The sequence below is a fragment of the Kribbella sp. NPDC051587 genome, from assembly GCF_044453945.1.
Classification (GTDB): Bacteria; Actinomycetota; Actinomycetes; order Propionibacteriales; family Kribbellaceae; genus Kribbella.
The window spans coordinates 187116-209422 of record NZ_JBITDE010000012.1 but is presented as its reverse complement, the minus strand read 5'-3'; the positions used below and the strand labels follow the sequence as shown (position 1 = coordinate 209422).

The window sequence follows — 22307 nt, the reverse complement described above, 5'->3', positions numbered from 1 at the left end:
TCCGATCGGTGGCGCGCCCCCCGTGCGCTCCGCTCCTCGGGCGATGTCCTTGTTACTGCGACAGCGCTTGATCATTCGTTCGTTGACGGTCTGTCAACCGGGGTCCGCTGAGATGGTCCTCGAGACCCGAAGGGGACGTGTTCTCCGACGAGGTGGCGCCACCTCGCCTGATTCTCCTCAAACTGGGTCGGCCGCGGGCTGGGGGCAGCGTAGGCCGACCCAGGTGTTCGTCCCGGACGGTCGCACAGCGTCCGGGACGAACACCGTTTCCCATCGACGAGGAGATTTCGTGAACGAGGCGGCGATCGCGACTTTCGAGCAGCTGAACCTGGTGTGGGTGCCGGACAAACCGCAGCCCATGTTCGACACCGCTTGCGTGATGGGCGGGAGTATCGCCGGTCTCCTGGCGGCCCGGGTCCTGGCGAACTACGCACGTCACGTGGTTGTACTCGAGCGTGAGCGCGTCGGCCTGCTCGGCTCACCCCGGATCGGCGTCCCGCAGGACCGCCATGGACATGTGCTCTTGCCCGGCGGGTTGAGACAGTTCGAGCGGTGGCTTCCTGGACTGGCGGCGGAGGCGGTGTCGCGAGGTGGCTACCTGGCGGGGCCTAGTCAGCAAGTCGTTTACTACGACGGCGTGGCCCAGGCTCCCTCCGGGCCCGCAGCGATGTTGCTCGGAAGCCGTCCCTTCCTCGAGGCACGGATTCGCGATGTCGTGACCTCGACTCCGAATATCTATCTGATTCATGGAGAGGCTGCTGGCCTCACCTACGGAGCCGGCGGACGAGTCAACGGCGTGCGTTTCCGCGAAGGCCTGATTCCGGCGGACCTCGAAGGCCTGATTCCGGCAGACCTCGTAGTGGATGCGATGGGGCGTGGGAGCAACCTCTCGTCCTGGCTCGACCGGGACGGGTACGAGCGACCGCGCTTGCAGCGAGTCAAGACCGGCATCAACTACGCCACAGCCTGTTTCGAGCGAATCGAAAGCGCGGATGTGCAAGAGATTGCCTGCGTGCTCGAGCTCTTCCGCCCGCGATCGATGCCGCACGATCTGACGGTCGCGCACCTCAGCGTTGTCGAGAACGATCAGTGGCTGGTCATGCTGATGTCGTACGACGATCATCCCGCGGCACGTTCGCTCCAGGCGTTCCGCGCCGCGTGCGACCAGCTGCCACCGATCTTCGGTGAGGCTTCGTCCGGCAACGCGACCCGCCAGATCGAGACCTTCCACCAGGCCGACAGCCGGCGTCGTGACTTTCTCGGGCTGTCCCACTTCCCAGGAGGTCTGCTCGCGGTCGGCGACGCGGTGGCGTCCTTCAACCCGATCTACGGCCAGGGAATGAGCTCGGCGGCGCTTCACGCGTCGTGCTTGGCCGAATATCTGAGCGAAGAAGTGGACGTCTCCGGACGGGCCGACAGATTCTTCGCCTTGCAGCAAGTGGTCACCGACGCTGCGTGGACGGTGTCGGCGGGTGGAGATCAGGCACGGCTGGATCTGGTCAATGAGATCGAGGTTCCCGATGAAGTGGCGCAGCGGCGGTGGGCGCTCGGCCAGATCGTCCAGGCGACCTTGACCGACGAAGCGATCTCCGAGACCTTCCGATCCGTGACCGGCATGGAGGCGCACCCCGCCGTACTTGCAGATCCCTTGCTGATCCAACGTGCGATCGCGGTCAACTCGGCCGCTGAGCCTGATGGGACAGCGCGATGAACGAGAAGATGGATGCTCGGTGGACGCTACGGCTGCGTCGGCGAGCCGCGGTACCGGATGGCATCGTGACGGGTACTGAGACCCTCAGCAGAGCTGATCTCGTCGAGCAGTACGGTGCGCATCCTGCCGATGTAGAGCTCCTGAACGACGTGCTGCAACGAGCAGGGATCGCAGTGGTCGACTCCGACCTTGATGGCCGTCAGATCGTTGTAGAGGGCAACCGGGCGAGGCTCGCCGAGCTACTCTCCGAAGACAATCAGCTCGACGGAGTCGTAGTGGACGCATTCAGCACTGGATCGGCGCCCGTCGTACGACCTCTGTTCCGCTCGCTGAGCGGAAGACCGCAGCTCGTCTACACGCCGTTGGAGATCGCCGAGATCTACGGCTTTCCGCAGGATACCGATGGAAGCAGTCAGGTGATCGCGATCATTTCGGTCGCGGGTGGATACCGCCGAGCTGACGTCGAGGGCTTCTTCGCCGATTTGGGGTTGACGACGCCGCGCATCGAGGACGTCAGCGTGGCCGGCGTCCACAATGATCCATGGGCTGTCGGACAGGCACCGCGGATGGCGGACATCGAAGCCACGCTGGATCTGGAGATCGCCGGTGCCCTCGCTCCGCAGGCCAGATTTGTGAACTACTTCGCGCCCAACACCGAAGCGGGCATCCTGCAGGCAACCAGCAGCGCGATCCACGCCGAACCGACGCCCACGGTTGTCAGTATGAGTTGGGGCGCGTCGGAGAGCTCCCTGACCGCCCCGTTCATCGCCGCGATGGAGGAGTTGTTGGTCGACGCCGCCGCTCTCGGGATCACGATGTGTGCTGCCAGCGGAGATGCCGGAAGCGGCAACAATCAGTACGACGGCGGCTCTCACGTCAACTATCCCGCCTCGAGTCCCCATGTTCTCGCGGTCGGTGGCACAAGCCTGGCGGCCGATCCGGCCGCGAAGGTGATCCATTCGGAGACCGTCTGGAACGCCGGCTCGTCGCAGGCGACGGGTGGTGGCGTCAGCCGATTGTTCGGGCTGCCCAGCTGGCAGACAGATGCGGCGGTGCCACATCGCTTCGGTACCAGTGAGGGCGGCCGCGGTGTACCGGATGTGGCAGCCAACGCAGATGCCAACACGGCGTACGAGTTCCGGATCGACGGCAAGCCGGCGTTCATCGGCGGGACAAGTTGTGCCGCTCCGCTGTGGGCCGCGCTCGTGTGCCGCCTCGCTCAGGCAATTGGCCGTCCGCTAGGTCTGCTTCAACCATTGATCTACAGAGAGCTGACGAGGGAAGGCGTCGTGGCAGGCTTTCGTGATGTGGTTGCCGGAGACAACGGCGCCTATGCGGCGCGCCCAGGTTGGGATCCGACCACTGGCCTCGGTTCACCAGACGGAAGGAGGTTGCTCGAGGTGCTTCGGAGACGGATAGATGCCGCGGATGAGGTGCTTCGGGCGATGGGGCAACCGAGTTTGACAGTTGTTCAGAGCAACGGATCCACGCGAACTTTACGCTGACAATACGCCGAATCTGCTTGCCTGGGCGGTGTCCGATTCACCGATCGAGGAGAACAGATGAGATCGCTGTCGCGAGTATTACTCGTCGGCATAACAACGGCCGCGGTGCTGGCCGGTGGACAAGTGGGGGCCGAAGCCAGCGGGCTGTTTCCGCAGCCGGGAGCCCATGGTGGCGGGGAGAGGCTCTATCCGGGCCTCGGCAACGGCGGATACGACGTCCTGTCGTACGACGTCTCGTACAAGTTCGATTCCGGTACCCCGTTGATGCCCGCGGCAGTCAGCATCGTGGCCCGGGCCGACCAAAGTCTGTCGTCTTTCAGCCTCGACGCCGTGGCTCGGAAGATCAGTTCCGTCTCTGTGAACGGCTTGCCGGCGAATTTCGTGCTGGACAAGACCAAAGAGAAGCTCGTCATCGATCCTAAGCTGCCATTGCTGAAAGGTCTGCCGTTCCGGGTCGGCATCGACTTCGTCGCCGATCGTTCGCTGAGTCCGAAAGCGCCGAACTTTGGCCACCAGGACAACCTGCCGCATTGGGTCAACGGGTCGGATGGCTTCTGGCTGTTGGGTCAGCCCGACCGAGCTCATCTGTTCTTTCCGATGAACGACGTGCCACGCGACAAGGCACGGGTGACGTTCCGCATCAACGTGCCGCGAGATCGCCAGGCTGTCGCCAGCGGGCTGCTGAAGTCGAAGGTGACGTCAGGGAACCGCACGACTTACGTGTACAGCACGCGCGACCCCATCCCGACCGACGTCGTCGAGGTCGGTGTGGGGCGCTTGACAGAGATCGATGGCGTGGGCCCACATGGCTTGCCGCTGCGCAGCTTCGTCTCCTCGTCGCAGGCGGCCGCCGCGCGTCGGCGAGTGGGGCTCATCCCGGGGCAGCTGCGCTGGGTCGAGAAGAAGATCGGCGCTCCGTACCCGTTCGAGACCTACGGCGTGCTGGGGGAGGACGCCGATGTGGGCATTGCCCTTGAGGGTGCGACGCTGACGTCGATCGGGGCGAGCTACCTGGCAAAGCCATCGGTGAAAGGCGTGGCGGTGATGGTCCATGAGCTTGTCCACCAGTACTTCGGCAATGCGGTCTCGGTCCGGAGCTGGGACGATATGTGGATCAGCGAGGGGCACGCCAGCTATTACGGCAGCCTATGGAGTGCGGAGCAGGGGGACGACCCGATCGAAGAGTTCCTCCGCAAAGCGTACGACTATGACAGCGGGGACCGGCCGCTGTACGGTCCTCCCGGCCGGCCCGCGGACACGATCGCCGTCCTGGGCGGTACAAACGCCGGCGGAGCTCTGATGCTGTACGGGCTGAATCGGACGGTCGGCGACAAGACCTTCACGAACATCGAGCGGACGTTCTTCCAGCGGTACCGCAACCGGTCGGCCACGACGCAGAACTACATCGACGTGGTCAACCAGGTCACCGGGAAGGACTTCACCAAGTACATCCGGAGCTGGATCTACGGCAAGACGACGCCGATGGTCCCTGGGCATCCGGAGTTGGGTCACTCGGCTCTGCGGTCCCACTGAGGCGACGCTGCCGGTCGCAGGACCTCGGCCGGCAGCATCCATCCGGCTCCAATCCACCGTCATCGGCTGGTACACGCAACATCAACCTCGGGGCGGTGTGATGGGGGAGTAATCACCTTGAGCGGGCGCGCGGAGTTGATCCGAAACCGTGGCCGGCGGCCGCGCAACAGGCGGCCAGGGACGATGAGGAGCGATGGTGAACCAGCCGGATATCGACGTCTTTTCGAGACTCAGCCAGGTCGAGGTGCCGAGCCGCAGACCGATTCTGTTCGAGGCGGTGTGTGTCCTCGGTGGAAGCATCGCCGGACTTCTGGCTGCCCGGGTTCTCTCGGACTATTCCCGGCTGGTCATCGTGCTCGACCGCGACGAGCTCGGTCTCGGCGGGCTGTCACGGCACGGTGTACCACAGGACGTGCAAGGGCATCTGCTGCTGGAAGGCGGGAGATTGCAGATCGAGCGCTGGATGCCCGGGTTCGCCTTCAACGCTCAAGCGCGGGGTGGCTATCTGGCCGGCTGGGACCAACAGGCATTGTTCGTCGACGGGCATCAGCAGGAGACCTTCGGCAGGGAGAAATGGCTGCTCGGCAGTCGGCCGTTCCTTGAGGCGCGGATCCGCGATCGCGTCCGCACTCGGCCCAATGTCTGGTTGTCATCTGGGCACGCGACCGGGTTGACATATGAGGCAGACGGCCGGATCAACGGTGTGCGGTGCGGCGACCGGGTGATACCCGCCGACTTCGTCGTCGACGCGATGGGGCGAGCGAGCAAGTTGTCATCCTGGCTTCGGGCGGACGGCTTCGAGCGGCCGTCGATGGAGCGTGTGCCGTCCGGTGTCAGTTACGCCACGGCCTGTTTCGAGCGCCGGGGCCACGCGACCGGTGAGGAAATCGCGACCGCGGCAGCGGTGGCAAGTCACCCGGGTCCCGGCGAGCTGAGGGCAGCCCACATCCAGGTGATCGAGAACAATCAATGGCTGGTCATGGTGATGGGCGCGGGCAACAACGCTGTCCCGAAGTCGATGGAGGACTTCCGCTTGGCCTGCGCGTCGCTACCTCCGATTTTCGCGAAGGCGGCCGGCGGCAAGGTGACACATCAAGTACGGACCTACCACCAGGCAGACGGCCGGCGCCGCAACTACTCATCGCTGACCCATTTCCCGGCCAGGCTGATTTCACTGGGCGATTCGGTGGCTTCGTTCAACCCGATCTATGGCCAGGGCATCACCTCGGCAGCGCTGCAGGTGTCGTGCCTGTCGGAATACTTGTCGAGTGGTCCGGATCTGAACCTCGCGGCGACGGAATTCTTCGATCTCCAGCGAGTGATCGTCAACGCAGGCTGGCTGATGTCGGCCGGGACTGACCAGATCCAAAGCGACCTGAAGACCGGAGCGCGGGTCCCTGTGAAGCTGCAGCGGGAACGCGATGCCCTCGCGCAGATCCAGCGCGCCGGCACCCGCAACCCCGAGCTCGGCCGGCGCCTCAGCGCAGTGAAGCACATGCTGGTCCACCCCGGGACTCTCAAGGACCCAGCCCTCCTGGCACTCGCCACCGCGGTCAACGAGGGCCGGCGGTAGGGGGGCCGTGTCGTTGATCGAGAAGACCGATCTGATGGTGGACGTCCATCTGAGCCTCTTCTTCGTTGTGGCGGGAACAGGCGGCGTTCCAGAGCCGAAGTACAGCGACGCCTTTCTGGAAGTTCGCGGCAGCGGGCTGATCTGCTTCAGCGCCGCACCGGAGCACACCGCAAAAGTCCGCCTCGAATGGTGGCAGGGCAGGCCACCGCCGTGCCCTGAGCCTTGGGAGGCGCAGCGCATCGTCGAACTCGAGCGCGGCGACGGTCCTGCGGCGATCGTTCCCTTGGCCGACGGAGTTTCAAGCACTTTTCCGCTCGGGGATGCGCCAGGACGCCGGCTCCGGGCCCATGTCCTCTGCCGCGGTCGAAAGAAGATCCGTCAGTTGAACGGCGCCGTACCGTCTGTGGGTACCGAAGTCTGGCTGATTCAGCTCTGGTTCCCGTAAACAAGAATTGGTCCGCCGCGGAAGACGAACGCAAAAGACCTCTACAGGCTTGGACCGCGCTCGAGCCGAACCCGGTGAGACCTGGTGCGGCTCACGCGGACGAGCGGGACCCGACGTACGGCCGAAGCACGCCGGGACCCGGCCTCGGTCAGCGCAGCGCGCGGAAGGCCGCGCGGACCTCTGCTGCGAACAGCTGCGGTTCTTCCCACGCTGCGAAGTGGCCGCCACGGGCGGGTTTGTTGTAGTAGGCAAGCGTCGGATAGGTCTGTTCGACCCAGCTTCGGGGTGCCTGGAGAATTTCGCCAGGGAATGCGCTGAAGCCGACTGGGATCTTGACTGGAGCCGGCGTCTGTCCGACGGCCCGAGCGCGAGCCTGCGCGTTCTCCCAGTACGAGCGCGCGGCCGAGACTCCGGAACCGGTGAGCCAGTACATCGTGATGTTGTCGAGAACATGGTCGCGGGTCAGATTGCCTGCGGCAGGGCCGCCGAGAAAGGCCCGGGCGATCTTGTTGTAGCTGTCGGTGTCGTGGTCGAGCATCCAGGCGGCCAGCGCCATCGGTGAGTCGGCCAGCGCGGTCCCGATCGTCTGCGGTCGGGTGGACTGCTCGATGAGGTAGCCGTTGCCAGACGAGCTGAACTCGGCGACTGCCGCTGCTGCCGTGCGTTCCTCTGCCGTGACGACCGGTTGAGCACCGCCGCGGAGCGCAGAGGTCAGGAGATTGAAGTGGACTCCGGCCAGCCCCGCCGGCGCCTGGCGCGCCAAGAGGTCGGTGACACTGGCACCTACGTCCCCGCCCTGGGCGACCCAGCGCTTGTAACCCAATCGCGCCATGAGTGCGGCCCAGGTCTGCGCCATCCGGCCGGCGTCCCATCCCTTGTCGACCGGGTGGCCGGAGAAGCCATAACCAGGCATCGATGGAACAACCAGATCGAATGCGTCCGTGGCCGAGCCGCCGTGGGCGGTCGGATTCGTGAGCGGGCCGATGACTTCGAGCATCTCGATGAACGAGCCAGGCCAGCCATGCGTGATGATCAAGGGCAGGGCGTTCTTGTGCCGCGACCGTACATGGATGAAGTGGATGTCCATGTCGTCGATCGTCGTCATGAACTGCGGTACCGCATTGATCTTCTTCTCGAAGCGAGACCAGGAGTAGTCGGTCCCCCAATAGCGGGCCAGCCGTTGGGCAGCGGCGAGCTGCACGCCTTGCGACCGGTCGGAGACGAGCTCCTTGGTCGGCCATCGGGTGGCAGCGACACGGCTGCGTAGTTCGAGAACTTGCTGACGCGGGACTCTGACCCGGTATGGCCGGATGACCGCAACCTTGGCTGGTCCACCAGGGCCGCGCGAATCAGTTGTACTGATTGCGGCATCCGCCGAGGTACTGCCGAGCGCTGTCAACGCAGCACCGGCGACGCCTACGGCGAGGCCGCCCTGAAGGACGTTTCGTCGGCTGGGCCCGGATCTTGTCGAGGCGACCGCCTCTTGTGCAGCCTCGACGGCGTGATGCTCAGCGCCGTGGGGGCGGGCTGATTTCGGGTGCATGATCTCCCTCTCAGACTCATGAAGCGTTTCATCTGCCCATGGGTGATCGAGGCGGTGTCACACCTGGGGGCTCCGATCAAGCTGCCACGGCTGCATTGACATCCTGTAAACAACTGCTGTTGGCGACAGTCCATGCATCGTCAATCGAGCGGTCACCAAGCCTGGACGGACGACGGCTGCGTGCCTACCGTGTCGCTCACCAGATGAAAGATGGTGGAGGACCTTCGTGACCGATACCAAGATGACGAAGACGGTGGGGGAGCATTGGACTTGTGCGATGCTCGCTCGTTACGGATGGGCACCAGCTTTGACTCGGGACGGCATCGCTCGAACCGATGTTCTTGCCGTCGCAACGCACCTGGCCGAGAGACCGTCCGTCGAGATTCAAGTCAAGACTGCGTCGGCCGGTACCGGGCGGACCTCGTGGTTGCTCGGCAACGCTTCGTTGCCTGCGGCATCGGCTCACGAGTGGTTCGTCTTCGTCATGGTCCCGTTCCAGAAGACCGCACCGCCACGTGGGTTCGTCGTACCTCGAGACCACGTGGTCGCCGCGCGCTGGATCGTCCACCAGAACTGGTTGACCAACGAGGAGGTCCCGGCCGGTCAGCGCAACACACCTATCTCCAGGGCACGCGTCAACGATGAAGTCTGGAGGGCCTACGAGGACCGCTGGGACCTCTTGGGCGCGCCGACGACAGACGTACCAGTTCTCTTTCCGAGGTGGTTGCGCGAGAAGGCCGAACTCCCTCGTGTCGGACTTCCGCCCGGCCACCCGTGGAACGCCCGACTTCCCAGCTGGTAGATCGCCTTCGTCTGGAACTGATCTGGAGGCCGACTGCTCTTTCGCTCGGGTCTTGCACCGGGAGCCAAGATCACGAGGCGGCCTTCAGGCCGTTCCAGATGATGCTCCAGATGATGTCACTGGTGACGCCGTCGTCTTCGGTGGGATCAAACCAGTGGTAGGCCCAGTTGCAGGAGCCGAAGACGACCATGGCGGCGGTGTGGGGGTTGACGGAGCGGAAGGTGCCTTGGGCCCGGCCGTCGGTGATCATCTCGACCACGGCTGCCTCGTACCGCTGGCGGCCCGCGCGGATCGACTGACGGTGCTCGGGAGGCAGTTCGCGATAGTGCTCGAAGAAGGTGCGGACGTGGGAACGATGCGTCTTCATCAATGCGACGATGTGCTCGACGACCGAGCGCAGACGGTCCTCGGGTGGGATGACGTCACGAGGAATCGTGTCGAGCTGATCGAACAGCAGCTGCATGAAGTCGTTGTGGATCTGCGTCAAGAGCTCGCTCTTCGACTGGAAGTAGTGGTAGAGCGTAGGTTTGTGCAGGCCGGCCGACTCGGCGATCGTCTGCATGTTGGTGCCGGTGTAGCCCTCGTGATCGAAGAGCTCGGCGGCGATGGCCACGATCTCGGATCGTTTGGTCCAGAAGGCTGACGTACCTGGCGTCGTTGCCTCGTTCGGTGCGTACATCAGGCTCCTCCCCGTCGACGGTGTTCCGGAAACGTAAGCGCTGGAGTACCTGCGCGCCACCTCACGGAACACAGATGCCCCCGTATGGGGGTAGCGGGCGGTCCGGACCACGACGGAGACTTCGTGACGCCCGACCGCCCGGTCGGATGACGGGGGCCTCCGCGACGAACGCCGGTCGAGCTGGTCGATAACAAAGACACGAAGGAGATACGGCATGGAGCGCACTCGTACCTATGGCTACGTGGATCCACTTGAACTCGCGGCCGTGGCTCGAGCGACGGACGGCCTCACGTTCACCCGACAATTGGTCAGTGGCGAGCAGGGGCCGATCCCGATTTTCTCGACGCTCGGCTATCAGGTGACCGAGATCGAAGAAGGACGCGCCATGTACGTAGGCAATCCGGCCGAATACGTCTACAACCCACTGGGTTCGGTCCACGGCGGCTATGCTGCGGCAATCCTTGACAGTGCGGCCAGCAGCGCGGTCCAGTCCACCCTGCCACCTGGTGTCGGTTTCAGCACCATACATCTGTCCGTCCGCTATCTGCGGCCGATCTTCGGCAATCAAGGCGAGGTGCGCGCCGTCGGAACGGTCAAGAACCGCGGCCGGCGGACCGCGTTGGCCGAGGTCGAGATGCGCGACGCGCAGGATCGGTTAGTTGCTCAGGGCACAGGATCGTTCATGCTCCTGCCGCCGGACTGAGGTTCCTTCGATGCTGTCACCTGGTCGAGCAGATACCCCCGATCGCGGGTATCTACCCAACGGGCCACTCGTTTTACTTCCAGCAACTGGATGGCTGTCCGTCCTGTAGCCGCAGCGCCGAACAGACGGGAGGGTTCGCGGTGAGTGATCGAAGGAACTATTTCGACGAGCAACTGCTGACCATTACCAATCTCGTCGTCGAGTACGGCGGTGGCGTCAGTGCCCTGCGAGGAGTGTCGCTAGCTGTCCCCGAAAACGGCATCGTCGCCGTCCTGGGCAGCGCGGGGGCAGGGAAGACCACGCTGCTGCGCACGATTGCCGGCATTCATGGCCTCCGTGACGCGACCATCGAACGCGGGAGGATCGTCCTTGACGGGACTGAGATCACCGGTCTTCGTCCGGATCGAGTAGTGGGTGCGGGAATCGTCCAGGTGCCGGAGGTCCGGCGCGTGTTCAACCGGATGACCGTCGAGGAGAACCTTCGGACCGGGGCGATGCGTCAGCGTGACCGCGCCGTACGAGAAAGCCGGCGGAAGCGAGTCTTCGAGTTGTTCCCGATTCTCGGTGAGCGGCGCGAGGAGCGGGCCGGCCTGCTGTCCGGTGGAGAGCAGCAGATGCTCGCGATCGGTAGGGCGCTGATGGCCTCACCACGTCTAGTGCTCCTCGACGAGCCGTCGCTCGGCCAGACCCCGCAGATGACGGCCCGGGTCGCCGAAGCCGTTCGAGAGATCCATCGCCACGGTACGGCGGTGCTCCTGATCGAGCAGGATGCCGAGATGGCCCTGGGGTTGGCGCAATTCGTCTACGTGCTTGCGAAAGGGCGGATCTCGTTGTCGGGCCCCGCGGCGGACCTCGTCGGTAGCGACGAGATTCGACGCCTCGCTCGGGGTAAGACCGCCCAGGACTCTCTTAATCTGCGGATGGGCTCGTCGTGACCGACCTGGCGAGACATACCGAGCGCCCGCACACGGTGAGTAGCAGCGCTTGTGCGGGGGAGGGATGCCCGGGATCAGGTGACTCGGGCACCCCTTTGACAATGGTCGGCTTTCGCTGCGTCCGCTCGTCCGAAGGGAAACAACCGCATGTCCCGTTCTGAGGAGTTCCTCGCCCTGCATCAGCGTGCCGGAGGGTTCGTGATGCCTAACGCCTGGGATGGACTGTCGGCGATCGTGTTGGCCGACGCAGGATTCGAGGCGATCGGAACATCGTCCGCCGCACTTGCTGCTACTCTCGGGCGGCTGGACGGTCGGCATAGTCTGACGCGGCAGGAGCACCTGGAACACGCGGTCCTGCTCGGACGTCTGACCGATCTCCCGATCAACGGAGACTTCGAGGACGGTTACGGAGAGACCGCGGAAGACATTGCCGCGACGGTGTCCGCGGCCGTCGAGCATGGTCTGGCGGGAATCGGTATCGAGGACACCTCAGGCGATCCAACGAACCCCATTCGTCCTTTCGACCAGGCCGTCGATCGCGTCCGTTCCGCAGTACAGGCCGCTGATCGGCGGATCGTCGTAACAGGTCGTGCGGACAATTTCGGCCATGGACGCGCCGACCTCGATGACACGATTCGGCGATTGACGGCCTTCGCCGAGGCCGGCGCGGACGTGTTGTTCGCACCCTACTTGCCGGATGCCGATGCGGTCCGGGCGGTGGTGGCCGCAGTCGCGCCCAAGCCGGTCAATGTCGTTGTCTCGCCAACCGACAAGGTGCTGACAGTGACCGAGTTGCAGGCGATCGGAGTCAAACGGATCAGCCTGGGCTTCGCGCTGTACGGGCATGCGATGGCTGCCCTGGAGAAAGCTGCGCTCTCGCTCGCTGAGGGAGACATTGCCTCAGCGGCATCGGGGATGACCTTCAAGCGGTTCTTCGGGCTACTGCGGCAGGCCAAAGCCTGAAGGGAGAGTCAGCGAAAACCGTTGATCAGTGCCGTCATGCCGAGCTTCCACCGCCGGTCGATCGTCTGCTTGGAACCGCCGAGCCGCCGAGCGTTCTCAGCAGCTGCCATGCCCGTGACGAAGGTGAAGAGCACAAGCGCCAAATCCGTCGGCTCACCCTGTAGCTGTCTGGCCGCGACCGCGTCCTTCACCCGCTGCACGAAGATCTTCCGCACCTCGGCGCCGGCTTTGACCTCGTCCTTCGACGGGTCGAAGTCTGCGAAGGGCCGGGCGAACATGATCCCAGCAAGCATCTCGTTGCGCACCAGAAACTGACGGAATCCAGTGGCAAGCTGCTCCAAGCCCTCGATCGGGTCGGCGCTCGGCGGCAATTCCGCCAACTCGGCGGCGAGCAGCCGGAAGCCCTCGAGAAAGACCTCGCGAATGATGCCGGCCTTGTCCCCGAACACCTCGTAGATGGCGGGCACGGAAGCGTTGGCCCGGCTCGCCACGGACCGCGTCGTCAGGCCGGCGAAGCCGTCCTCGTTGAGCACCGCCATCGCGCTGGCCAAGCCGCGCTCATGGAGCGCCTCAGTACGCATCTTCACTCGGGGCACACCTCGAAATTAGCATGGCCCCCCAGCCGACGACGCGCGGACGCGCGTTGATTCCAGGTCGACCGCCACTCGCGTCAGTTGCTAACCGGCAGTTTTGGCGCGGCGGCCGAGGAGCAACATGTCGAAGCGTCCCTTCGCCGTGAAGGTCGCGATGAAGATGTAGGGCAGGAGGTAGACCGTGCCGAGCACGACCGGCAACGCCAGCAGCACCCGCGGGAAGGTCTTCTCGCGGTAGGCGATCCAGGCCATCACCAGGAGCAGGTGAAGGACGAAGTCGCCGTTGAACTGTGCACGCCAGGCATTCGAGAAGTCGGTGACGAACAGCTGTCCGTCGGAGAGTCCCAGTGTGGTGAGTGCGTTGACGGTCACCGCGACGATGGCTACCCATGCCACGACGAGAGTGCTTCTGAAAACCAGCATTGACGGACCTTTCATGTTGTCGGCTCTGTAGCAGCGACCGCCGGGCCAACTGTGATGCTCCGCGAGCGTCGGCCGCTGAGCACAAGGAAGACGCCTACGCCGCTGATCAGCAGCCCGACGAACCCCAGCACCGTCAGCCCTTCACGAAACATCAGGAACGCCCAGAGCATCGTCGTCGGCGGGGTGAGATAAAGGAGCGCGCTGACGACCGTCGCGCCGAGCGTCCTCGTGACGTAGATGTACAGGCCGTACCCGCCCAGACTTGGGAGCGCGACGAGCCACACGATGGGCAACCAGTTCCTCAGGTGGCCCGGGGGTGACGCCTGGCCGGCCACCCCAGCGACCGCCATCAAGGCGACAGCCCCGGTGAGTGACTGCATCGTGATGCTCTGCAGCAGCGTCTCAGACGGCCGCAATCTGCGGGTCAGCACGGTTCCGGCCGCGAGACTCAGCATTCCGGCCATGGGAAATGCGAAGGCCCACAAGGGTGTGTCACTGCCGCGGAGGTCACCTCCGACCACGACCGCGACGCCGGCGAACCCGACAGCCATACCGAGCCACATGGTGGCAGAGGACTTCTCCCCAAGAAGGCGGCCGGCGACCGACGCCACCAGCAGGGGCTGCAACGCTCCGATCAAGGCGGAGGTTCCGCTGGTGACACCGTGGCTCACGCCTTCGAAGATGCACACCAGGAAGCCGACCTGGCACAGCAGCCCGAGGACAATCTGACGCCTCCATCCGGCCCACGTGACCAGCGATGTTCTGGTCGCGGCGCAGGCTGTGATCAAGACGCCTGCGAGCACAACGAATCGCCACCCGAGGACGGTCAACGGAGGATCACCCACACGCGCACTCAGTTCGGCTCCAACGAATCCCGAGCTCCAGGTGAGCACCAGCCCGGCTGGCGCGAAGAGTCCGACGAGGCGGAGGTTCAGGCAGGCCATGCCAGATCCTAACTCATGAACTCTTGTTACGTAACGCTGGTACAGAATCACCCTTCGAAGAAATCCGAGGTCCTGCTCCGGGAGGCGACGATCTCAGCGGGACAGTGATGTCACTGAGCACTACGGGCCCGCCTGGTCGGGAGTCGCGCCTTGTCGCGATCAGGACTCAAGGAGATCCCACCACCAGGCAATCGCAGGTAGCGCGATTCGTTCCGTATGACGCGGTGCGGGCGTTCTGGTGATGTGCGGAGTGAACCAGATCTGGTCCGCGCTCTTCGACGGGGAAGAGGCCGCTCGCGACTGAATTCGCCACTCGAGGAGCCCTCGAATCGCGAGGCTCACTCCGTCCAGATAGTCGCGTAGCGTTGGGCTGGCTGTCTGGACGACCTGCGCCTGCAGCCTCACGATCAGGCTCATGACCTGGTTTCGCAGCTCGACTGCGTGGATCAGGGCGTCGTGTGCGGTGCAGCCATACGTGAGAACCAGGAGATCGACCAAGTTGAGTCCCGAGTCGCGCTCCGGGTTGGTGGTTCGGTACTTGCAGTAGCGGAACAGGTCGGCTTCCCACCCGCTGAGCAGCCCCCAGGCCTCGTTGATCGCTTGGACGGCCGGCGAGTACATCTCCGAGCCAGGTACCTCGATGCGTCGGGTGAACTCGATGACGGCGCGCCCCGGGCCTACGCCGCTGGTGTGGATCCGTAGGGAGGCGTGTTCGTTGAGTGTGAGACGTTCTTCAGCTACGACGAAAGCCCGCTGCCACATGATCGCGCTCAAAAACGACCGATGGCCGTCGATCCACCGTCGCTTCTGGGCGGAGGTGGCAACAGCGTTGAATCGTCGCGCCACATTGCGCCAAGGGGCGAGGAAGGGGTCGGTTGTGGGCAGCAGTTCAGCCGCCGGTACCTCCAGGAGACGGATCAGACGCGCGGCCGCGCGCCAGGTCGTTGTCTCCCGGAGGGCGGTTGGCTCGGCCGTGTCGTCGCGCCCGGAGGTCAGGTCGCCGAGTACGCGGACGAGCATCGACCAGTCCGCGATGACCTGCATGTCATCGTCGTCTCCTACGGGCCAGGTCAAACCGTCGGCCTCGACCCCCTGTCCGTCGCCGACAAGCGCCCGTACACGCGGAATCTGGAAGAAGTCGTACTTGTCGAGCCAGATGCTGGTCCGCTTCTGGAAGGTATCGGTTCGTGGATGGATTTCGACCGGGAACGGGCAATACAGCGAAGGTGTCCCGACCATGATCCTCTCGATCCGCATGTCCCCGACCACAGTCCTTTCAACGTGTCCACGGCTGGTTCGGCATCAGGGCGTTATCGGCAGGCCCGCATTGTTTGCCTTCTTGCGCTTTGTCAGGTCTCCGGCCGCGTTGCACAGGTCGTACGTCGGATAGAGCGGCTGAGACTGGCCCGACTCCGAGGTGAACTCAGACGAAGGCCGGAAGGTGGTCGCCAGTGCGGAGCCAACCAAGGCCACGGCCGCGAAAGTCGTCGCCAGAAACCGTTTGATCGCCACTCCTGCAGGGTGCGCCGTGGCTGTAGACGGATGATTGACGGGTGCATGCGTCCACCGGGGTGCGAGCGCTAGCCTTGTGCTTCGTACCACGCGGTCCACCAGTTGTTGTCCGGTTTGCTGATCGGGACATAGAAGTGCCCTTCGGCTGTCGTGCCGTTGCTGAAGTACCACCGGACAGTCAAGTTGCCCTTGAACCAGTAGTCCCCGAAGGCAGCACACCTACCGGCCGTGACACTCTGAAGTGGCCGGGTGTCCGTCTCGGCGAAGTCTCCTTTGTAGTCTGTACCCCACGCCCGCGCGCTCGCGATGTCTCGCCGGCGGGTACAGGTCTGAAGATGTTGCCCGTTCGTCCCGGCATCCGCTGGCTCGGTGGTGGCCAACGTCCCTGCCGTGACGAGTAAAGCGGTGAATGCAATGACGCCGATGGTCTTCATCATGTCCTCTCGTCCCGCGGTTCCTGCCCCGCGCCGGGGCCGTTCTCAGCTCACCGTCGGTGCGTCGACGCGCGATGGACGGATGGTTGTAGTCCACGAAGACGTGAAGATCCGCGGTGTCCCGCTCCGAGACATGGAATTTATCGATCGTCAAGGGTGCAGAGGCAGAGTTGATGTCACCTATCGCGGACGAGAAGACGTCAGCGGTCGCATTGATCTCTCGATACCGGAGGCTTCACTATGACCGGACTACTTGTACTTGCGGGCCTCTTGGTGGCGATCCTCGCGCCACTCGAGGTCAATCATCGGCGGAATGGAAATTTGGCGGATCCGCCGTCCGCGGATGCAAACCCCGTCGACGACCGTGATGCGGCGCGAGTCCACTCCGACCTTGTCAGCCGTGAGTCGGCTCCGCACAGTTCCGGCAAGCCTCGGCGGCGTTGATCCCGCTACGGAGACCATCATGACCGTCCTCATCGCCGGTGCCGGACCGACCGGCCTCACCCTCGCCATTGACCTCGCCCGCCGCGGCCTCGCCGTCCGCATCGTCGACAAGGCGACCGAGTTCTTCACCGGATCCCGCGGCGACGGCCTGCAGCCGCGCACCCTCGAGGTGTTCGACGATCTCGGCGTCGTGGACGAAGTCATCCGCCAAGGCATCGACGGATCGACGGTCCACATCCACCTGGACGGCGTCGAGGTGGGCCAGCGCCAGATGCGGGAGCTTGTCGAGCCCACGGCCGACATCCCCTACCCGAACGGGCGCATGCTCGCGCAGTCGCGCACCGAAGAGATCCTGCGCGGCAAACTGGCCGAGTACGGCGTCCAGGTCGAGCTCGCCACGGCGATCGTCGGGTTCACCCAGGACGCGACCGGCGTCACCGCCGAACTGTCGACCGGCGAGACCGTCCGGGCGACCTACCTGGTCGGGGCCGACGGCGGCGCCAGCTTCGTCCGCAAGCACCTCGGGATCGCCTTCGAGGGCACGACGGACGAGTCGATCAAGGTGCTGATCGGCGACGTCTCCGCCGACGGACTCGACCACGACAAGTCGTACTGGTTCGCCCACCGGGAGAACCCGATGCAGGGCATCGTGCTGATGCCGCTGTCCGGTGGCGACCAGTTCCAGCTCGCCTCACCGATCGTCGAGGAGCACCGGGAGCCGAGCCTGGAGGTGCTCCAGGACCTGATGGACACCTACGCCGGCCCCGGCTTCGCCAAGCTGCGCGACCTGACCTGGGTCACCGTCTGGCGCCCGAACGTCCGGCTCGCCGAACGCTTCCGGGTCGGCCGGGTCTTCATCGCCGGCGACGCCGCGCACGTGCACCCGCCGACCGGCGGCCAGGGCCTGAACACCGGGATCGGGGATGCCTACAACCTCGGCTGGAAACTCGCCGACGGCCGGGAAGAGATCCTGGCGACCTATGAGCCCGAACGCCGGACCAACGCGGCCCGCGTCCTCGGCATCAGCGAGGACCTGATGCAGAAGCACCTCGACGGCGACGAGTCGGCCCTCGACCGCGGCGAGAACACCCGCCAGCTCGACATCTCCTACCGCGACCGCACCGACACCCGCCCGATCGCCTCCGGCGACCGTGCCCCCGACGCCGTACTGATCGATGCTGACGGCAACGAGCTGCGCTTGTTCGACCTCTTCCGCGGACCCCACGAAACCCTCCTCCGCTTCGCCCCTACCACCCCGGCCACCCACCCGCACACCGTCGACTTCGGCCCCGGCGCCTACACCTCCCCCACCGCCTACGCCGCCTACCACGCGGCCGACGGCGACGAGATCCTCATCCGCCCCGACGGCTACCTCGCGTAGGACAGACGAAGAGCTCGACCGAGCCGCTGCTCAGCTCTCCCCTTGTGTTGGCGGGCGCTGGCTGCGACCACCTCTCCTCATGATCCGTGACATTCATCCAGGCCCGTTCCGCCTTGCCACCCGCTTGGCACCCGCTTGCCACCCGCTTGGCACCCGCTTGCCACTCGCTTGGCAGACGTGACCGCGGGCGCTTCGAGGGACAGGGTCGGCGAGCGACGGGGGAACTTGGATGGCTATGCACGCGCAGGCGTTCGCGCTTGACTTCGTCGGCACTCTGATCGGGCGCCGGGATCACGCGCCGGTTGAGATGCTGCCGACGAGTCTCCACCTGGCCGCCTGGCTGCGAGACTCCGAGATAGTTGATGACAAAGTTTTCTGTTCTGACAGAGACCTGGCGAATGCACGTGCTGTGCGCGAGGCGATCTACCTGCTCGTTGCCGAGCAATTGCACGGGGAGCCGAGTCATGACACGGAAGCGACCGCGCTGGTGAATGCGACCGCACGTGCTGCTTGTGTCGTGCCACAGCTTGATGCGACAGGTCGTCGGCTGCTGGGTTCGGCGTCCCAGGCACTGTCATCCATCGCCCGCAACGCGATCGAGATCCTGGGCGGAATCGATGCCGACTTCCTCAAGGAGTGCGCTCGAGCGGGCTGTACGCAAGTCTTCCTGGATCATTCGCGCAGCAGTCGTCGAGAGCGGTGCGCCACTCTCGTGTGCGGGAGCAGAGGCAAGGCGCGCGCCAGCCGATCACTACAGCAACTGGTCGTTCTCTGAGTCCTGACAGTCCCCGCTGGTTGAGATCCTAGATCTGTGGATCAAGGTTCTGGATGTCGTCGGCGCGGATGACGCTGGTCCCATGAATCGCGTCAAAGTGACGGTCGATGATCTTCGGCGGGTGGTGGATGCCGAAGTAGCGCGTCGTTGGTCGGGTAGGCAATGGGTGGAGTGGCTTGACGCCGCAGCGACTCTGCACGATTTGTCGTTTCGTAACGTGGTCCTGGTCAGGATGCAGTTGCCCGGAGCAACGTGGGTCGACGGGCGAGACGGCTGGCAACGTCGGAGCCGCCAAGTCATGCGTGGCGAATCGGGGATCAGGATCATTGCTCCCGCGGTCGAGCCGAGACGTTCGTCCGGCGTCGTGCAGGGCCGCGGTGTGACGACGGTGTGGGACGTGATCCAGACCAGCGGCGGGATGTTCGAGCTGCCATCGCTCGAGGTGATCGCGGGTGTCACGCCGGTCACCGTCTGTACGGCGCTGACCGATGTCGCGTGTGCCGCGGGTTATCAGGTGGTCCGAGGCCGGCCGCAGTCCGCGACTGCGCTGGCAGAGACTCAGTTCTCACGCCACCGGATCATTGTGCGTGACGACCTCAGCCCGGCGCTGTCCGTCATGGGGCTGGCCCATGAACTCGCCCATCTGCGGATGCACAAGATGTCTCGAAGTGTGACTTGTCATGGTCTGAGCAGGCTTGAAGCCGACTGCGTCGGCTATCTGGTGCTTGCACGGTTCGGGTGTCTGCCTGATGTGCCGCCGGTGGACCTGGTGGGAGATGCTGCGCGGACGGTTGGGCGGAAGCCTCCAACGCGACTGGTGGAAACTTTGGGCGGTCGTGTGGTCACGGCCGCTCAACGCTTGGTCCAGGCAACGGAGAAGCAGATGTCAGCGCCCACCGGGACCGAATTCCGAGTGCAGAAGAGTCTTCGATCGGCCGCCGGACACTGGCAAGAGCCTGAGCCGCATCACCCCGGGATCGGGCCCGCCTGATGACTCCTTGATCTGTGGATCAGGGTTCTGGACCCGGCTTTGCCCGGGTGAGGTTCGTTGTCATGGACAACGATTTGGACGTCGGCAGAGGCCCGCAGGCTTGGTCGATCGCAAGGCTGATCGCGCTGATCGACGAGGCCATCGATTCGGCTGGAGATCAGTTGGCGCGGTCGGGCGGGCTCGGCTTCGAGTGGACCGAAGTCGATGCCGCCGTACGCCCGATTGGCGGGAGACGGCCCCGGCGTCCGTCCCTGGCTAGCGCGTGCGAGTACGAAGCCGCCGCGGCACCTGGTCCCGAGCTTCCTTGATCGGAGCTCGCTTAGTCCTCGATCTGCAATTCCGGGTTCTGCGGTGGAGAGCCGGCGACCACCTTCATGGCTGTCAGTCGATGTCAGTCTCTGGAGGTAGCAATGGAAGATCAGGGCTTTGCGGTGTCCGAGAAGGAACGTCAGCGGTTGCTTGCCGTCAACATGGCTGCGGCGAGATTCTTTCGCCGTGAGTTGCTCCGGGCCAATAGCGGCTGGCCGCTGGAGTATCTGCGGGCTCGTGGTGCGGAGTCTGTGTTGACCATCAACACGGACTGGAAGGTCGGGTACGCGCCGAATTCGTGGACGAGACTTGCTGATCACCTGTGCGGCGAGGGCATCAGTCACGCGACGATGGTGAAGGCCGGCTTGGTCGAGTGGGCCGCGAGTGGTGAGGCGGTGGATCGACATCGGGACAAGTTGATGCTGGTCGCGCGCGATCATCTACTGTCGCCGGTTGGATTCGTGGGCATCAGCGAGGACGGTCACGCCTCGTCGGTGACTCCGGTCAGTGCCATTCATCGGCCGTCGAACGTGGTGGTGGGCGTCGAGGAGCAGCGGGATCTGTTTGTGCGGGGTGCGGTCCCGGTGATCGTCGAGCATCCGATCGATGCGATCGCGGTGACGAATCTGAGCCGTGCGAACGGTGGGCTGTGGGTGGGGATCCCGGTTGGTGAGGACGGATTGTCGACGGCCCAGGCACGGATTGTGCGTCGCCATAGCCGTACCGACAAGGTGATCGTGGTTATGAGCGGCGACAGTGTCGCTCGTCGCCGTGCCGCCGGCTGCGTTGTCGACCTTGCCTTCTTCTTTGATCGGGTGCGGGTTGTCGAGCTGACGACGGGGTTTGCTGAGGTGCTCATGCGAGAGGGCGCCAGCGATGCGCTGCATGAGCTGCTGTCGGGTTCCCGATCGTTGATCACCTACAAGCTCAACGGCAGCGATCGCGGCCCGCTCCAGGTTGAGGATTTGGATCCTCCGGACCGGCGACCGGGGCTGGCATGAGCCATGGCGCCCATCGAACTGGAGATGCACCAGAGAGCGACGGAGTTCTATGTGCGGCAGCTGCGCCAACGACCCGCAGGCTGGGCCGCAGCACATCTACACGACCGCGGCCTGGACTCGGCACTCGAGGATCCGGCGTGGCGAATCGGCTATGCACCTGACGGCTGGACCGCGCTGACTGATCATCTGCGCAAGTCCGGTTTTAACGACAAGAGCTTGGTGGCAGCCGGCCTGGCGACGCCAACGATTAACGGCTATCTCGTGGATCGTTTCCGCGATCGGATCATGTTCCCGGTTGAGAACGCTGACCTGGAAGTGGTCGCGTTCAGCGGCCGGTCCCGCGGTGGCCGGGCGCGGTACCTCAACAGCCCGACCACCAAGATTTACCGCAAGTCCGAGACCACAGTTGGTCTGGTGGCTCAGTGCGGGAAGCTCCTGCGAGGGGCGACACCGGTGTTGGTAGAGGGTGTGATGGACGCTCTTGCGGTCGACCAGCTCGGCGCGCGGTGGGCAGGTATCTCTACGTGCGGTACGGCGGTGTCGCCGCAGCAGGCCGCGATGATCAGGCAGTTGTCTCCGTGCAACCGGATCGTGGTGGCGTTCGATCCGGATCTTGGCGGGCGGCTGGGTGCGGTGCGCAGCCTGGGTGCCCTGAGTGGTGCGTTCGGCGCGGTGCAGGCCGCTGTGCTTCCGGATGGGTACGACGTGGCCGACCTGTTCAAGGTGTCGCCAGCGCGGTTGGCCGAGTGTCTGAGCGCGGCTGATGCGTTGGCGGGTTTCGCGATCGAGGTGGAGTTGGCCAAGTGGGAGCGAGTTCTCGACCATCTCAGCGGTCGGGTCAATGCGCTGCGTGCGGTGGTTCCGTTCGTGAGACAGCTGCCGAGCGGCCGCGTGGCCGGCGAGATCGCGAGGCTGTCCGAGCGCCTGGACCTCGAGGTCGCGGTGGTGACGAGGGAGGTCCTGACACCCGCGACAAGACGGCGGCCAGGACGAAGCGCGGCTGGCTGGAACGGAGAGTCCTTGAACTGGGACGCGGCTGATTCAAGGACTCCTTGATCTAGTGAATCGAGGTTCTGGGATCGGGCTGTCGGCGCGAGATTGGTGGCAC

At 64.6% G+C, this 22307-nt stretch carries 24 protein-coding genes; 15 read left to right on the top strand and 9 right to left on the bottom strand.

What is annotated here, in order from left to right:
• Nucleotides 1-289: 289 nt before the first annotated feature.
• The 5 genes from ACIA49_RS33265 to ACIA49_RS33245 all read left to right on the top strand — a co-directional run bounded on the left by ACIA49_RS33265 (nucleotide 290) and on the right by ACIA49_RS33245 (nucleotide 6767).
• The gene (locus tag ACIA49_RS33265; protein WP_396381886.1) at nucleotides 290-1711 is read left to right on the top strand and encodes an FAD-dependent oxidoreductase; all 1422 of its coding nucleotides are present in this window, start codon (nucleotides 290-292) and stop codon (nucleotides 1709-1711) included.
• Nucleotides 1712-1884: 173 nt separating this feature from the next.
• Entirely contained in the window at nucleotides 1885-3216 is a 1332-nt protein-coding gene (locus ACIA49_RS33260) for a S8 family serine peptidase (RefSeq protein ID WP_396381884.1), read from the top strand.
• A gap of 57 nt (nucleotides 3217-3273) precedes the next feature.
• Nucleotides 3274-4749 (top strand): M1 family metallopeptidase, encoded by a 1476-nt coding sequence (locus tag ACIA49_RS33255; RefSeq protein WP_396381883.1) that lies wholly within the window; start codon nucleotides 3274-3276, stop codon nucleotides 4747-4749.
• 193 nt (nucleotides 4750-4942) lie between these two features.
• Nucleotides 4943-6322 carry a hypothetical protein gene (locus ACIA49_RS33250; protein WP_396381882.1) on the top strand — a complete coding sequence of 460 codons (1380 nt, stop codon included), beginning with the start codon at nucleotides 4943-4945 and terminating at the stop codon, nucleotides 6320-6322.
• 13 nt (nucleotides 6323-6335) lie between these two features.
• Nucleotides 6336-6767: a hypothetical protein gene (locus tag ACIA49_RS33245; protein WP_396381881.1), complete on the top strand. Its 432-nt coding sequence runs from the start codon at nucleotides 6336-6338 to the stop codon at nucleotides 6765-6767.
• Nucleotides 6768-6915: 148 nt separating this feature from the next.
• Here ACIA49_RS33245 and ACIA49_RS33240 read toward each other — a convergent pair whose 3' ends face one another.
• Nucleotides 6916-8310, bottom strand: coding sequence for an epoxide hydrolase family protein (locus ACIA49_RS33240; RefSeq protein ID WP_396381880.1), 1395 nt, complete (start codon nucleotides 8308-8310; stop codon nucleotides 6916-6918).
• A 226-nt stretch (nucleotides 8311-8536) separates the two neighbouring features.
• On the opposite strand from ACIA49_RS33240, the gene ACIA49_RS33235 reads away from it, so the two are divergent.
• Nucleotides 8537-9112, top strand: coding sequence for a hypothetical protein (locus ACIA49_RS33235; protein ID WP_396381879.1), 576 nt, complete (start codon nucleotides 8537-8539; stop codon nucleotides 9110-9112).
• 70 nt (nucleotides 9113-9182) lie between these two features.
• On the opposite strand, the gene ACIA49_RS33230 is transcribed toward ACIA49_RS33235, so the two are convergent.
• Nucleotides 9183-9791: a TetR/AcrR family transcriptional regulator gene (locus ACIA49_RS33230; protein ID WP_396381877.1), complete on the bottom strand. Its 609-nt coding sequence runs from the start codon at nucleotides 9789-9791 to the stop codon at nucleotides 9183-9185.
• 214 nt (nucleotides 9792-10005) lie between these two features.
• On the opposite strand from ACIA49_RS33230, the gene ACIA49_RS33225 reads away from it, so the two are divergent.
• From ACIA49_RS33225 to ACIA49_RS33215, 3 genes are all read left to right on the top strand, one after another.
• On the top strand, nucleotides 10006-10494 hold the full coding sequence (locus ACIA49_RS33225) for a PaaI family thioesterase (protein ID WP_396381876.1): 489 nt from the start codon (nucleotides 10006-10008) through the stop codon (nucleotides 10492-10494).
• A gap of 140 nt (nucleotides 10495-10634) precedes the next feature.
• Complete coding sequence (locus tag ACIA49_RS33220) at nucleotides 10635-11429, top strand: ABC transporter ATP-binding protein (protein ID WP_396381874.1); 795 nt, start codon at nucleotides 10635-10637, stop codon at nucleotides 11427-11429.
• Between the two features lie 147 nt (nucleotides 11430-11576).
• Entirely contained in the window at nucleotides 11577-12392 is an 816-nt protein-coding gene (locus tag ACIA49_RS33215) for an isocitrate lyase/phosphoenolpyruvate mutase family protein (RefSeq protein ID WP_396381872.1), read from the top strand.
• A gap of 8 nt (nucleotides 12393-12400) precedes the next feature.
• Here the strand turns inward: ACIA49_RS33215 and ACIA49_RS33210 are convergent, their stop codons facing one another.
• The 6 genes from ACIA49_RS33210 to ACIA49_RS33185 form a co-directional block, all read right to left on the bottom strand.
• Nucleotides 12401-12943 (bottom strand): TetR/AcrR family transcriptional regulator, encoded by a 543-nt coding sequence (locus ACIA49_RS33210; RefSeq protein WP_396381871.1) that lies wholly within the window; start codon nucleotides 12941-12943, stop codon nucleotides 12401-12403.
• A gap of 126 nt (nucleotides 12944-13069) precedes the next feature.
• Complete coding sequence (locus ACIA49_RS33205; RefSeq protein ID WP_396381869.1) at nucleotides 13070-13408, bottom strand: hypothetical protein; 339 nt, start codon at nucleotides 13406-13408, stop codon at nucleotides 13070-13072.
• Nucleotides 13409-13419: 11 nt separating this feature from the next.
• Nucleotides 13420-14352: a DMT family transporter gene (locus tag ACIA49_RS33200; protein ID WP_396381867.1), complete on the bottom strand. Its 933-nt coding sequence runs from the start codon at nucleotides 14350-14352 to the stop codon at nucleotides 13420-13422.
• A 159-nt stretch (nucleotides 14353-14511) separates the two neighbouring features.
• On the bottom strand, nucleotides 14512-15609 hold the full coding sequence (locus ACIA49_RS33195; protein WP_396381866.1) for a terpene synthase family protein: 1098 nt from the start codon (nucleotides 15607-15609) through the stop codon (nucleotides 14512-14514).
• A 45-nt stretch (nucleotides 15610-15654) separates the two neighbouring features.
• Nucleotides 15655-15864 (bottom strand): hypothetical protein, encoded by a 210-nt coding sequence (locus tag ACIA49_RS33190; protein ID WP_396381865.1) that lies wholly within the window; start codon nucleotides 15862-15864, stop codon nucleotides 15655-15657.
• 68 nt (nucleotides 15865-15932) lie between these two features.
• Nucleotides 15933-16301 carry a hypothetical protein gene (locus ACIA49_RS33185; RefSeq protein WP_396381864.1) on the bottom strand — a complete coding sequence of 123 codons (369 nt, stop codon included), beginning with the start codon at nucleotides 16299-16301 and terminating at the stop codon, nucleotides 15933-15935.
• A 460-nt stretch (nucleotides 16302-16761) separates the two neighbouring features.
• Between ACIA49_RS33185 and ACIA49_RS33180 the strand changes: the two genes are divergently transcribed.
• Nucleotides 16762-18123: an FAD-dependent monooxygenase gene (locus tag ACIA49_RS33180; protein WP_396381862.1), complete on the top strand. Its 1362-nt coding sequence runs from the start codon at nucleotides 16762-16764 to the stop codon at nucleotides 18121-18123.
• Nucleotides 18124-18352: 229 nt separating this feature from the next.
• Nucleotides 18353-18898, top strand: a complete 546-nt coding sequence (locus ACIA49_RS33175) for a CGNR zinc finger domain-containing protein (RefSeq protein WP_396381861.1) — start codon at nucleotides 18353-18355, stop codon at nucleotides 18896-18898.
• A gap of 28 nt (nucleotides 18899-18926) precedes the next feature.
• On the opposite strand, the gene ACIA49_RS33170 is transcribed toward ACIA49_RS33175, so the two are convergent.
• Nucleotides 18927-19061: a hypothetical protein gene (locus ACIA49_RS33170; RefSeq protein ID WP_396381860.1), complete on the bottom strand. Its 135-nt coding sequence runs from the start codon at nucleotides 19059-19061 to the stop codon at nucleotides 18927-18929.
• Nucleotides 19062-19196: 135 nt separating this feature from the next.
• On the opposite strand from ACIA49_RS33170, the gene ACIA49_RS33165 reads away from it, so the two are divergent.
• The 4 genes from ACIA49_RS33165 (at nucleotide 19197) to ACIA49_RS33150 (ending at nucleotide 22255) form a co-directional block, all read left to right on the top strand.
• Nucleotides 19197-19889: a hypothetical protein gene (locus tag ACIA49_RS33165; RefSeq protein ID WP_396381858.1), complete on the top strand. Its 693-nt coding sequence runs from the start codon at nucleotides 19197-19199 to the stop codon at nucleotides 19887-19889.
• A gap of 62 nt (nucleotides 19890-19951) precedes the next feature.
• Nucleotides 19952-20197, top strand: a complete 246-nt coding sequence (locus ACIA49_RS33160) for a hypothetical protein (protein ID WP_396381856.1) — start codon at nucleotides 19952-19954, stop codon at nucleotides 20195-20197.
• A 102-nt stretch (nucleotides 20198-20299) separates the two neighbouring features.
• Nucleotides 20300-21199, top strand: a complete 900-nt coding sequence (locus ACIA49_RS33155) for a hypothetical protein (protein WP_396381854.1) — start codon at nucleotides 20300-20302, stop codon at nucleotides 21197-21199.
• A 3-nt stretch (nucleotides 21200-21202) separates the two neighbouring features.
• Nucleotides 21203-22255 (top strand): toprim domain-containing protein, encoded by a 1053-nt coding sequence (locus ACIA49_RS33150; RefSeq protein ID WP_396381852.1) that lies wholly within the window; start codon nucleotides 21203-21205, stop codon nucleotides 22253-22255.
• The last annotated feature ends 52 nt before the right edge of the window (nucleotides 22256-22307 follow it).